The sequence below is a fragment of the Vibrio sp. Isolate30 genome (assembly GCF_022397975.1).
Lineage (GTDB): Bacteria > Pseudomonadota > Gammaproteobacteria > Enterobacterales > Vibrionaceae > Vibrio > Vibrio fortis.
The window spans coordinates 1,562,016-1,573,780 of sequence record NZ_JAKEUS010000001.1; the positions used below are offsets into that span (position 1 = coordinate 1,562,016).

Consider the following 11,765-nt stretch of genomic DNA (forward strand, 5'->3'; position numbering starts at 1 on the left):
GTAAAGAAGAAGTTTTTCGTAGATAGAATAAAGCAGCCCCTTCCAACCTTTCGATTGGAAGGGGCCTAGCAAGTGTTTAGGACAGTATCCTAAGAGGGGTAATACTCTTGGGAGTAAACACTATGCTGAATTAGTAATGGCTTATAGGTAGTAACGAGCACCAAGTAGCCACTGATCGTCAGCTTTGTCTTTGTAAATACCAGAGCCTTGTAGGTCGAACTGGTAGCCAGCAAAGCCTACAAACTGAGATGTAAAGTTGTACTCAGCTTGTACCGCTGTCGTGCTGAATACAGTCGCGTTTAGCTTCTCGTCTTCTACTGCTTCGTAGTTAACGCTTAGGTTTAAGCTGTTAGATAGCGCGTAAGCTGCTAGTAGTTCAACTGCTGTAGTCTCTTCTAGCGGGCCAGCTGACGTCTTGTTCATGTAGTTGTTCATTGCGTAAACACCTGCAAGGTATAGACCTGAACCGTATGAACCGTAAGTTGCACTTACAACATTAGAGTCAGCAGTTTTTGAACCAGAGATGCCGTCAAAGTTTACGTCACCAGTATTGTATGCGTAGTTTACAGAGAAATCTGCAATGTTGTAGTTTAGAGCGATTTGCGCACGGTTACCGTACTCATTGTCTAGAGTAACAGCGTCACTGTATTTAACTGAATCAGCTTTACGACCTTGCCATGCAACACCAAGACCTAGTGTACCTGCGTCACCGAAATCTAGTGCGTTAGAGTAGCTCACCATCTCTTCACCACGACCTGTACCTAGGTTACCGTGATCGTCGTAGATGAAGTCGTTAGCAAATGCGATTGGCATATCTGCAACGCCAGCCACGCTGTAGTATGGCGCCCACTGAGTACCAACAGCTGCACGGCCAAAGTCGTCGTGAGTTAGACCAACGTAACCAAGACGAGTAGAGAATGCATTGTCGCCACCGTCAAGCATGTTAAGCGCCCACTCACCTTTAGCGTCAGCAGTAAAGCCATTGCCTAGGTCGTGAGTTGCATTGAAGTTGATACGTGGAGATACAGTTTCAACGCCGATATCGTCGTTGCTAATACGATCGCCACTGTTTACGTCGCCAACAGCAACAGATACGTGACCACCGATAGAGAATGTTGTGCCGTCTTCGTTGTAAAGTTCTACTGCAACTGCCTGTGTACCAAATACAGCGCCAGAAACAGCAAGCGCTAAAAGTTTCTTATTCATTGTCATATCCATTTGTAACTTGGGGTGTTTACTCACTAACAACCTCTAGCCGAAACCGAAGTTGTTACCTTCATTTAACAAGTGAGGCAACCGTAAGCGATGAATGACAAAAAAGTTGCATTAAAATATATAAAATAAAACAAACAGAACTAGATAAAACAAAAAACCGCCTAATAACAAAGTATTATAAAAACAAAACGCGCAGAAAAGTTGAAAACATATATAGTTATAAAAATTTATCTTTGAATTTAAAATCAAAAATTAGAGATGAATATTCACCTCATAATTTCCTTTATCAATTTCAAACTCCACCGGGAAACATTTCGCAACATTATGTAACATGCCGAATTTTTTAGCAGCGTGTAATTTATTAGCGTCCCCAATCATTCCAAATGGTTTATTAAGTCAAAGCCTGAACTCGCAGCAGTATTACCCAGATACAAAAAAAGCAACCTTGAGGAAAGGTTGCTTTTCGCTAACAATATCATTGGCTTATTATGCTTTATTTAAAGCAAGTTTCCGCCCAACGAGCAAGCCCTGCTGTGACGGAACCAAAATAGTTGCCGCTCACAATAGGTACATTAGGCACCGCTTGCTCTACTGCCTGACGAAGAATTGGAGAGCGTGCAGAGCCCCCTGTCATATAAATAACATCTGGTACTTTCTGTCCTTGTTGAATTGCTTCTTTAACCAATTCAATCATCTTAGCTTTTGGGGTATCAATCGCTTCAACCATCTGATCGACAGAGATATCAACTTCAACCAACTCCGACGCGACCTGAATTGCCGTTCGATACTCACGACTGTCTGCAAGGGCAATCTTAGCTTCTTCTGCACGTCTTACAATGCTGTAACCTAAGGTGTCATGATAAACACGCATTAGCCTATCAAGCTTTTCCGGTTCAGCCGCCTCTTTGCGCAACAGCTTCAACGCGGCTAGGTTTTCTCGGGAGTAAAAGTTCTTTTGTGCTTCAACATTGTTAATCGCAATTGGGTTCCAGAATTGCGTCAATGGCATATCGATGCCAGATATGCTTTTGCTGGTCATACCGAAAGGATGCATCATGCGTTTGAAGGCAAGATAGATATCCAAATCATTACCACCGACACGCTGACCACTATGAGCCAATAAGCTTGCACTTCGATCGGCGTTTCCTGCCCAAGTCGGCCCCATCTCAAGCAATGAGCAGTCTGTCGTACCACCGCCAATATCAACGACTAAAACAGTCTGGTTCTGAGTAAGCGTGCTCTCGTACTCCAGCCCCGCCGCTACTGGTTCAAACTGAAACGCAATATCTGAGAAGCCTGCTCTCGTCGCAGCCCGAGTCAATATACGCTCAGCTTGTTGGTTGGCTTCTTCACCGCCACGACCATGAAAGTTGATTGGACGACCAATTACGGCTTGGTCAATTGCACACTGCGTAGAGCATTCAGCTTGCTGTTTAATGTTCGCCATCATGGCGCACACCAAATCCTCAAAGAAGCTCACTTGAACATCGTGTAAGCCACTAGCGCCCAAAAATGACTTAGGAGACTTCACGTAATAAACGTCTCTTGGATCTTCAAGGTATAGATCCAACGCGGCTTGTCCAAACGCCATATCTTCTGGTACTAAATCGATACTTTCTTCTCGGTTAGCCGCAATGGCACGACGCAGAACCTGCTCACCAATAGCATCACTTGGTTTAATGTTAAGGTGACGGAACAAGTGTTCAGAGACACTCTCGCGTGTAGGAGCGAATACCGTAGAGGGAATATAGTGGTTATCACCTTCAAGAGGCAAAAGACGAGGTGCCCCTTCGATCATTGCAGCAACTGAGCAGTTTGCCGTTCCATAGTCAAATCCGATGAACATCAATCATATCCCCCAAGCTAGAAAAGGGGCGAGATGCTACCTGAAATGCCTGTAAATCGCTAGGCTAAACAGAACTATTCTTAACATCTATGCTCAGTATGTTACATTGCCACGCAAATGCTTCAGGAATTGAAAAATGAAAACACCTTGTATCGCAGCTTGTAAAAATAATGGCGGTATTTGTGGCGGCTGCCATCGAACAATGAATGAAATCATCGGCTGGAAAAACCTTTCCGATGAGCAAAGAGAGCAAGTGATGCAAAACCTTTCGTCAGAAGGTGCAACTCACCAATGTCCTCAGTGCGACCAACCCGCACAATGTGATATCAGCGCAGGTAAAGAGACATGTTGGTGTTTTGAGTTAGAGAAGAGAGATACTAGCGGTGTGCCTAAACAAGGCTTGTGTATGTGTCGCAAGTGTTTATCTGCCCTGCCTATTGAATAGTATCAAGCGTAATGTCTATATATGACAAGAGGGCCGAAAGCGCCCTCTTGTTGTTTGTCGCAATAGCTTGTCGTTTATCGCAATAGAATGGCAGTTTACTATTTTTTTGCCAGCGCTGGTTCAGAGAAACGAACGCCCTGCCAACCGTGTTTAATGAAGTTACGGATGTTTTGGTGATCATCGTTTTCTGGAAACTCTAAAACATCATGACGATAGTACTGACCAAAACACGCCAGGGTTTGCTGCTCCGATAGCCCTTCTAATTGGCCAAACGCAAAGATTTTACATGAACCATTGTTCTGCCCAGCTTGATTCACAACGTCTCCGTTTGCGAACTCACGCTCTGTGAATAGATAGCCGTTCTCGATCACCTGCATGGTATCTTCAAACTGAATACTTTCTGGCTCGCTGTCTAGTTTCGCCAAAAAAGTTGATAGTTCCATTTCTCTGTTCTCCATTAATTTCTTTCTGTAGCAGTGTATCGAGTTTGAGCGTGACTGCAAGGCTGGAAAGCACCCATGAATAATAAAATAAACATTGTTTTCAAAAACTTGCTCGTTTACTCGTCAGACCATAAAACGTGATTTGTTGACCTCTAAATCTCATCAATTAACATAATGAAACTAATGACATAACACGATCAGAGCGTTATATTATTTCAACACTTGTTCAACACTGCTTATATGGAAATATGCCACAAGATAATAACCACGAACTGTTTAGATATCTGAAACCAGGAACACGTACAGCAGGTGTTCTTGAATTTGGCCCACAAGATTCTATCCAAGTGAGTACTCTCTATATTGGTCATAAAGAGGACCAATATCTGGTGCTTGAGTTATCTCAGAAATCGACCGAAGCCCTAACCCTCAGAAAACTCAATAACGTTGATATTATTATTCGAGCGATCACTGACACTGAGTTAGGCCATATTGTGGCTTTCAAGACCAGTGTTCTCTCTCATATCACTCAGCCAGCACATCTAATTTTTCTTAGACCACCTTCGAACTTCGCGACCAAGCCAATTCGCGAACATGAGCGCTACAAGATAAACCTAAGCAGTGAAGTGTCATTTGATACCTTAACGCTCGACGCGACACTGATCGATTTTTCAATTTCTGGGTGCGGTGTATTCTTGTCTCAGCAATCAGACATAGATATCGGCATGAAGATTAAAGTCTCTTCGATATTAGATGAACATCTGCCAGACGACTTAATCTATAAAGTGGTGAGTAAGAAACGTCACGGTCAAGGTTGGCTTCTTGGCATTCAATTCCCAGAACATCTTGATTTAGATGAAGAATTAAAGAAACTGCTGCTCGAGCTCGCTTTCAACACGGGTAACCTCTAATACATTGCGGCAATGACAATAGTCAGAAGTAAGAAAGGCGCGTGATGCGCCTTTTTGTTTTTAATTAGCCTTACTCGTTGCCAACGAGACGCTTGACCGGCTGATAATGCTCTTTGAAATGAATAAATGCACGGTGCAAAGACTCTTCTTTTATCGGCTTCACAATCACATAATTCGCACCGGCTTGCATAAAGCGATCTCGTGTTGAGATTTGTGCGTCAGCCGTGCAAGCATAGATCGGCGTTTGTAAATGAAGCTCTTCCCTCAATTTGATCGTAGTCTCTACACCACCTAAATTGGGAAGTTGGTTGTCCATTAAGATAAGGTCATAGGGCTGAAGCTCAGCATACGCCATGGCCTCCAAACCATCTTTCGCCCACGTTACCGCCATTCCATATTTCTTACAAAATGCCTGCGCAATAAAGGCGTTGGTATGATTATCTTCGACCAATAGCACCTTCAGTGATTTATCAAACAAATCTCGTGGCGCTGTAGACTCATCCAACTTAGGGCCTGTAATTGGCTCAGTTCGATAGGTTACCGGAATATCGATAACGAATTCAGACCCAGCATCCTTACGACTTCTTACTCTAATATCGCCTTCAAGCATATCGACTAAATTCTTAACGATTGCTAACCCAAGCCCCGTACCACCGTATTCACGCGTCGTGGTTTCCTCAGCTTGAACAAAAGGCTCGAATACTGCGTCTAGTTTCTCCGGTTCAATACCAATACCACTGTCCTTAACCTTGATGATTAAACCCGCTCGGTTAGTGTTAATCGTGGTCTCTAAATCAAATGAAACGAACACACCTCCCGAATGGGTGAACTTCAATGCATTACTCAAGAGGTTAAACATGATCTGATTTAGACGAACTTGATCCGTGTAGATCTCCAGCTCCTCTGGTAGTCGGCTTTCAATATCAAAGCTGATCGATTTCTCGATACAGAGTGGTCTATAGATACTATCCAAGGTATTGATGAGCTCTGAAAGTCGGAATTCTTTCTTTTGGATATTAAACTGACCTTGTTCGATTTTAGAAAAGTCCAGAATATCATTGAGCACTGCAAGTAGGTGTTCGGCACTGTTACACAAAACATCCACTTTCTCTCTATTACCTTCACTCGTCACAGAGCGTTTCAGTAGCTGAGACACACCCAAAATGCCATTTAACGGTGTTCGAATTTCGTGGCTCATTTTAGCGAGGAAATCCGCACGAACATTCGCAAGATGCTCCGCTTCTTCACGAGCGCGATCGGCTTGACGCTCCGCTTCCACCAGCTTAGTGATATCTTGCCCCTGAACAACTACGCCAGTAATGCCATGCTCAACACGTATCGCCGACATGTTCCAACGAAATACTTTATCGCCAATCGGAACATTGATACCCGTTAACTTTGCGCCGTTTAAAACCATTAACACATTCGGCTGCATCTTTTTCTCAAACTCTTGAGCTAAGACGCCTTTAAAGTCATCATCCGCGAACATCGCCATGCGAGCGGCTGGGTTCATCTGAATCAAAGTGCCACTTTCAGACCAAACCAAAATCGGGGAGTGTGCAAAGTTAAACAAGTCTTGGAATTTTTGTCTCTGTTCTGCTAGTCGCTCAAAGGTGTCTTCTAAGGTGCAGCCAATGTGGTGAAACTCATAAATGTTCGAACCATCAAACTTATGGACTTCGTGGTTATCACTCGCAGAACGAGTAAATTCCATCAGTTTATTTAGCTCTTTAGACACACGCTTATGTATCCAACCTCTTGCGAAGAAAGACATGGCGATCAGAACGATAATCACAGCCGCAATGGCACGCTCATAGTTCTCTTCGAGCGCGATAAAGTTACTGTTCTTCTGGACTGCACGAATCGTTAGTGGTGTATCCACTGCGTTTATCTTGATTCTTGCAATCGTGACGAAATGTTCAGGAAGCTGTTCATGTACTCGGTAAGAGAGAACATCTTTGAGAGAGTATGGTTCATCGCCACTGAAGGTTGATGTGACGGGATCACCATGCGCTTCAATAACAATATTCTCGCAGTTACTACCTTGCTGAATAGACTCTGCAAGAGAGAAGTTATTGTCTAAAACAATGGTGATATAAAGCTGCCCCAGCACCTCACCCGTCTTGTTATCCACGATAGGGGTTTTGCGCGCAAGAAGATGGCGTTTACCAATTTCCGTATCCAGCTCAAGAAAGTGCCAGTTACTACTGAACGCTACCTGAGAAGATATATATTCCAAACTGCTCTCATCAAAGCCATAAAACTGACCGTTGCCGTCATCCCAGGAGACGCCATCATGCGTTGTAACAAAGCGCATATCGGGTGCGTGGTTGGGTTCTCGCTGATCAACGCCAAAGAAGAAATAGCTGAGTTCTTCTCTATCCCCATTGGCGAAATACTCCTTGAGCATGGTGCTATGAGAGCTGCTATCTTGATGGATTTGTAGTACCGATAAACGGTAATCAAACATGTTTTGTATCAAACTGGACGTTTGCTGGACCGTTCGCTTGGTTTCTTGCTTTACAATGCTACTGCTGGTTTCATAGTTATGAATCAACACACCAATTGCCATCACGCCAATCACCAGAATAATAATTCGGGTGATGAGTTTCGCGAGTGTATTACGTGGCGTGGTAGCGTAGCTTTTCTTCATTATTTTCCTGAGTATCTAAAGGCTCGTTGTTTTAGTGCTTCTATACGTTCTGGGCTGTCTTCTTTGGTCACAACCTCGAAGTCTCCAGAGTAAACTGTTGGTACAGCATAGCCTTCTAAGTCCCATTTAATGGCTTCTGCCATCGCTATACCCGTGTCATCATTCATTCGCATCACAGTAACATCTAGCTCACCACGAGCCAACGCTTCTAATTCAGCGGAACCACCACCCCAACCATTGAGTTTGATATCTAAACCCGATTCACGGATGGCCTCAGCAGCGCCTAGCGCGACATCAGTGGCGCATGCGTAGATGAAATCGAGATCTTGATTGCGAGCAATGCTGATCTTAGCGGCTTTATAGCCACTCTCTTTATCAGACTTAGTATAAAAAGAAGACTTTAGTTTGAAGTTGGTCTCTTCACTCATTTCATGGATAAAGGTATCGCCACGGGCATCACTGATGTAGCCTTCTGAGCGATAAAGTACTGAGTACTCGCTCTCTTCTCCTGAATGCGTTTTGAAGTAGTCAGCAAGCTTCAAACTGCCTGTTGCATGATCAAAACCCACGTACATAAATGGCTGTCGCTCTTCCCAAGCTCGAACTGGTGTTGTGATGTTTTGTAGAATCAGCTTGGTATTAGTTGAGCTCAGAACGTGTTCAATAAATTTGCGATGGCGCGTTGTGTCGAGCGTGAAAATTAGATAATCCGTTTTGTTTTCTATCGCTTCTTGAAGAGAAATACTTTGCTGAGCCAAATCGGCGTTGACACGAGTAAAGACCTGATTTATTTGATAATTAATTCTGAGTTTATCCAAACGCTTTTCAAATGCTTGAATATTCCTCACCCAGTAATCTGAGATCTGCTGGCCAGGATATACGACCGATATAGTGATAGGTTCTTGTTGTTTGACTTGCAAAGGAACAGGGTGTTTTTGAACGGCTTGGTTCATCTGTTCAGTCAGCGCTTTTTGCGCTGGGAACTTATCCAAAAACTCTTGGTATTCCCAATAGCCATTAAGCACATGCGTACCGTGGGAAAGGGCTGGCCCTGACAATAGCGAAGCCCCAAGCAACATAAGTGAACGTTTCATTATTTTCTCATTTTTTATGAGCTACTTTGGCTCATTTTTTACCTAGCCTGATGTCATATCGTTGTATGACTTTTTATACATTATGTAGGACAACCGTGAAAAATGATAGGCTCAAACAATAATTAGAACATCATTCCTATTAAAAATTATGAACTTGGTTTTAAATTAATACAGGGACTTAAGAATCAGCCAAAATCACATTCAGCCAAGTAATAAAGAGAGAATAAAGTCAGTGTCAAAGAGAAATAGCTAAGACTTGAACACTGGTTCAAAATAAACAATTTTCTCATCTTGAATATCGACGCACAGTTGCTTTGTAACCAGACATTCTTTCCGCGGTTTAGAGAGTTGTTTTATGGAGTACTCAATTCTCAGTGCGTGGCTTTTCGAGCCTGCGTTGTGGCTCCATTCAAGTGATAAAGGGCCTTTACCCTTGAGAGCTTTCGCTCCTTTACCTTGCTCATGCTGCTCGAATCGTCGAGACAGATTATTGGTGATGCCACAGTACAGGGCGTTGTGACGAGTGCGGATCAGGTATACCACCCAATCCGCATCTAATTTCTTGTCTGTCATCTAAATAAGAGATTCAACCAGAGCTTTTAGTTCTGCTAACTCTTTCTTTAGATTTTCAACTTCTGCTTCTAAAGCTTCTACGCGTTCATTACCAGAACCAGATGCCATTGCTGGCGCTGCAGATGCCAATGCTTCCACGTCAACTTCACCACTCAGCAGGTGCTGATAACGAGATTCACGTTTACCCGCTTCTCTAGGTAGCTTAACGACAAGAGCACCCTCTTCACGAGCCGCTAATTTGTCTAAAACCGCTTCCACCTCTTTTACGTCTGTGAAGTTAGCCAAACGCCCAGTGCGTGTTCTTAATTCGCCTGGTGTTTGTGCACCGCGCAATAACATGCAGCAGATAATCGCACGTTCTTGTTCTGTAAACTGCAGATCACCAAACTCGGTGTTGCAGAAACGGTGTTGGTACTTACTCACACGGCTATTAAAGCCACTTTCGTCACTCACTAAGCGACGGGAAATCAGGCCATCAACAGCATCAAGCACGTCTGACTCAGAAAGAGATAAAACAGGCTCACGGTTGCTTTTCTGGTTACACGCGGTTGTTAAGCTATTGAGAGTAAGAGGATAGTGATCCGGGGTCGTCACCTCTTTCTCAATTAAACAACCAATAATACGAGCTTCTATTGCGGAAAGTTGCGTGTTCATTCTTTTTCCTTTTTTATTATTTTCAATTCCGTCTATAACACATTCAAGGCTAACCCAACGGATTAGTGTTCAGACAGAATAGGGACTCTTCTTTTTCGGCCTTGTTCATCAATCACCATGATCTTAGAACGATTTAACTCAATTTCCACCACTTCTAAGTTGGTGCGTTCTTTTACATAAGCAGTTCGAAGCTTGTCTTGCTCGTTGCAAGCTTCTTGAGAGATCGCTTTCGATTCCTCGTTATTTGATTCTGATTGGTTCATCTCACATTTCATATAATGCTTGCCTCTAAGCAAGATACTATCGTGAACTGTCCGAGAAAAACAATCAGCTGAGTAACAGAGTGCTGAATAATTAAACAACCTTACTTTTGCTTTGATCTAAAGACTGTTACAACCGCATTCGATGTGCTTTAATCAGAATCAGATAACGTATATGACGATTAGGAAAAGGAATCTATGAGTAGCGTATTTGAAATTGTTAACCAAGCACGTCGTAAGAATAAGCTTAAGCGTGAGCTTCTAGACAACGAAAAGAAAGTTCGTGATAACCGCAAACGTGTTGATCTTCTAGACAACTTACTGGACTACATTAAGCCAGAAATGTCTCACGATGAAATCCTAGGCATCATCAAAAATATGAAAGCGGACTATGAAGACCGTGTTGATGACCACATCATCAAGAGTGCTGAAATCTCTAAAGCTCGTCGCGACATCAGCCGCCGCATCCGTGAACTAACGGAAGAAGACAAGCAGACTCAAGGCAAAAAATAAGCCCTTGTAGTCCAACGAATGATATTAGCCCACTTTGTTAAGTGGGTTTTTTTACCTCTAAATTTAGCGACTATACTCAAATGACTGCCACTGTTGGAGTCATTCTATGTATACCACTTTGTTGATTGCCGCCCTCTTATCTACTACTGAACCCCACACCGATGAACTAGAAAAACTCTACACTACAGAGCGAGAGATTAGCTACGACGACCTTGTTGTTGATGTCAGAGGCTATAAGGTTCCAACCAGAGCCGCTTTCCAAGGCTGGGTTCTACTCAATAACGCAGAGAAAAAAGTCGCTAACATCGGACAGCAACTCAGAGATGCAGGTATTAAAGAAACCATGCCTTTGCACCTGATCTTACTCCAAGGTACCGACTGGGTACTCAGCGACACCACACTCTTTAGCTTACCCAACGTTCAACATATGCCTAAAATGATCAAAACGCTTACGTTCATCCAGACTTTTATCGAGCCAGAAATTGGCATTGTTATTCCGGTATCAGGAGAGCGAACCAGTAACTATAACCAACAAGCGGGAGGGGCTCCTCGCAGTAAGCACCTAGAATTTTGTGCACTGGACTTGGTGCCATCAGAAGATATTTCACGCGAAGAGTTACATGTAAAATTAAAACAAATCCACGCTAAAAATGGGAAGGAACATAACGTCGGATTGGGCCTTTATGATGGCGTACGATTCCATATCGATACATGTGGCTTCAGACAGTGGTAAAGACATTTATGAGTCATAATGACACAAACAACCACCATGTCATTATGACTTCATTTATGGGGAAATAAAACATAAACCACTGATTATAAACACATAAAACTATTGGAACGAGTTTTGCTCTTCTCATAATGAATCAAGATTATGAGGACGCACCATGAAACCAACTCAAACAACTTTTAAAACACTTCTTTCTGTTTCCAATGCTGGGCTGATCATCACGACACTACTAATGATCGTAAGTATCATTATCGCCTACCCTCTTGCTGACAGCTTCTCCCTCGCTGCTCAAATAGCGGCTCATATCGGAACCATCGTCATTGCTGCATTTTTAAAGGTAAGTTATGTCGGTCGCTGTCTTGCACAGTATAACCTTGGAATGGAAGTGCGTTAATTGCCCTTTCTAACTGCTCAATGATTCTGTGTCTTAA

13 protein-coding genes are annotated in these 11,765 nt (G+C 43.1%); 5 read left to right on the top strand and 8 right to left on the bottom strand.

Going from position 1 to position 11,765, the window contains the following annotated elements:
- Positions 1-141: 141 nt before the first annotated feature.
- Positions 142-1,206 carry a porin gene (locus L1D60_RS06790; protein ID WP_239840330.1) on the bottom strand — a complete coding sequence of 355 codons (1,065 nt, stop codon included), beginning with the start codon at positions 1,204-1,206 and terminating at the stop codon, positions 142-144.
- A 502-nt stretch (positions 1,207-1,708) separates the two neighbouring features.
- A complete protein-coding gene (yegD, locus tag L1D60_RS06795) occupies positions 1,709-3,061 on the bottom strand; it encodes a molecular chaperone (protein WP_239840331.1) in 1,353 nt (450 codons plus the stop codon).
- 136 nt (positions 3,062-3,197) lie between these two features.
- Here yegD and L1D60_RS06800 point away from each other — a divergent pair, with 136 nt between their 5' ends.
- Positions 3,198-3,506, top strand: coding sequence for a DUF1289 domain-containing protein (locus L1D60_RS06800; protein ID WP_239840332.1), 309 nt, complete (start codon positions 3,198-3,200; stop codon positions 3,504-3,506).
- 98 nt (positions 3,507-3,604) lie between these two features.
- Here L1D60_RS06800 and L1D60_RS06805 read toward each other — a convergent pair whose 3' ends face one another.
- On the bottom strand, positions 3,605-3,949 hold the full coding sequence (locus tag L1D60_RS06805; protein WP_239840333.1) for a HopJ type III effector protein: 345 nt from the start codon (positions 3,947-3,949) through the stop codon (positions 3,605-3,607).
- A 248-nt stretch (positions 3,950-4,197) separates the two neighbouring features.
- Between L1D60_RS06805 and L1D60_RS06810 the strand changes: the two genes are divergently transcribed.
- A complete protein-coding gene (locus L1D60_RS06810) occupies positions 4,198-4,857 on the top strand; it encodes a PilZ domain-containing protein (RefSeq protein ID WP_239840334.1) in 660 nt (219 codons plus the stop codon).
- A 70-nt stretch (positions 4,858-4,927) separates the two neighbouring features.
- Here L1D60_RS06810 and luxQ read toward each other — a convergent pair whose 3' ends face one another.
- From luxQ to L1D60_RS06835, 5 genes are all read right to left on the bottom strand, one after another.
- Positions 4,928-7,510, bottom strand: coding sequence for a quorum-sensing autoinducer 2 sensor kinase/phosphatase LuxQ (gene luxQ, locus L1D60_RS06815; RefSeq protein WP_239840335.1), 2,583 nt, complete (start codon positions 7,508-7,510; stop codon positions 4,928-4,930).
- Positions 7,510-8,604, bottom strand: a complete 1,095-nt coding sequence (locus L1D60_RS06820) for an autoinducer 2-binding periplasmic protein LuxP (RefSeq protein WP_239840336.1) — start codon at positions 8,602-8,604, stop codon at positions 7,510-7,512. The genes luxQ and L1D60_RS06820 overlap by 1 nt, the downstream gene beginning before the upstream one ends.
- A 249-nt stretch (positions 8,605-8,853) precedes the next feature.
- On the bottom strand, positions 8,854-9,177 hold the full coding sequence (locus L1D60_RS06825) for a GIY-YIG nuclease family protein (RefSeq protein ID WP_239840337.1): 324 nt from the start codon (positions 9,175-9,177) through the stop codon (positions 8,854-8,856).
- On the bottom strand, positions 9,178-9,831 hold the full coding sequence (locus tag L1D60_RS06830) for a YceH family protein (RefSeq protein ID WP_239840338.1): 654 nt from the start codon (positions 9,829-9,831) through the stop codon (positions 9,178-9,180). It lies immediately after the preceding gene.
- A 62-nt stretch (positions 9,832-9,893) separates the two neighbouring features.
- Entirely contained in the window at positions 9,894-10,094 is a 201-nt protein-coding gene (locus tag L1D60_RS06835) for a hypothetical protein (RefSeq protein ID WP_239840339.1), read from the bottom strand.
- A gap of 195 nt (positions 10,095-10,289) precedes the next feature.
- Here L1D60_RS06835 and L1D60_RS06840 point away from each other — a divergent pair, with 195 nt between their 5' ends.
- From L1D60_RS06840 to L1D60_RS06850, 3 genes are all read left to right on the top strand, one after another.
- Positions 10,290-10,604 (top strand): DUF496 family protein, encoded by a 315-nt coding sequence (locus L1D60_RS06840; protein WP_032550242.1) that lies wholly within the window; start codon positions 10,290-10,292, stop codon positions 10,602-10,604.
- 106 nt (positions 10,605-10,710) lie between these two features.
- Positions 10,711-11,337 carry a D-Ala-D-Ala carboxypeptidase family metallohydrolase gene (locus L1D60_RS06845; protein WP_239840340.1) on the top strand — a complete coding sequence of 209 codons (627 nt, stop codon included), beginning with the start codon at positions 10,711-10,713 and terminating at the stop codon, positions 11,335-11,337.
- Positions 11,338-11,491: 154 nt separating this feature from the next.
- Positions 11,492-11,728: a hypothetical protein gene (locus L1D60_RS06850; protein ID WP_239840341.1), complete on the top strand. Its 237-nt coding sequence runs from the start codon at positions 11,492-11,494 to the stop codon at positions 11,726-11,728.
- The last annotated feature ends 37 nt before the right edge of the window (positions 11,729-11,765 follow it).

Excerpts from the sequence above, each read along its gene's own strand:
- yegD (WP_239840331.1), bottom strand. The coding sequence starts at position 3,061 with ATGTTCATCGGATTTGACTATGGAACGGCAAACTGCTCAGTTGCTGCA.
- L1D60_RS06810 (WP_239840334.1), top strand. The coding sequence starts at position 4,198 with ATGCCACAAGATAATAACCACGAACTGTTTAGATATCTGAAACCAGGA.
- L1D60_RS06805 (WP_239840333.1), bottom strand. The coding sequence starts at position 3,949 with ATGGAACTATCAACTTTTTTGGCGAAACTAGACAGCGAGCCAGAAAGT.
- L1D60_RS06830 (WP_239840338.1), bottom strand. The coding sequence starts at position 9,831 with ATGAACACGCAACTTTCCGCAATAGAAGCTCGTATTATTGGTTGTTTA.
- L1D60_RS06835 (WP_239840339.1), bottom strand. The coding sequence starts at position 10,094 with ATGAACCAATCAGAATCAAATAACGAGGAATCGAAAGCGATCTCTCAA.
- L1D60_RS06820 (WP_239840336.1), bottom strand. The coding sequence starts at position 8,604 with ATGAAACGTTCACTTATGTTGCTTGGGGCTTCGCTATTGTCAGGGCCA.
- L1D60_RS06845 (WP_239840340.1), top strand. The coding sequence starts at position 10,711 with ATGTATACCACTTTGTTGATTGCCGCCCTCTTATCTACTACTGAACCC.
- luxQ (WP_239840335.1), bottom strand. The coding sequence starts at position 7,510 with ATGAAGAAAAGCTACGCTACCACGCCACGTAATACACTCGCGAAACTC.
- L1D60_RS06850 (WP_239840341.1), top strand. The coding sequence starts at position 11,492 with ATGAAACCAACTCAAACAACTTTTAAAACACTTCTTTCTGTTTCCAAT.
- L1D60_RS06800 (WP_239840332.1), top strand. The coding sequence starts at position 3,198 with ATGAAAACACCTTGTATCGCAGCTTGTAAAAATAATGGCGGTATTTGT.
- L1D60_RS06790 (WP_239840330.1), bottom strand. The coding sequence starts at position 1,206 with ATGAATAAGAAACTTTTAGCGCTTGCTGTTTCTGGCGCTGTATTTGGT.
- L1D60_RS06825 (WP_239840337.1), bottom strand. The coding sequence starts at position 9,177 with ATGACAGACAAGAAATTAGATGCGGATTGGGTGGTATACCTGATCCGC.
- L1D60_RS06840 (WP_032550242.1), top strand. The coding sequence starts at position 10,290 with ATGAGTAGCGTATTTGAAATTGTTAACCAAGCACGTCGTAAGAATAAG.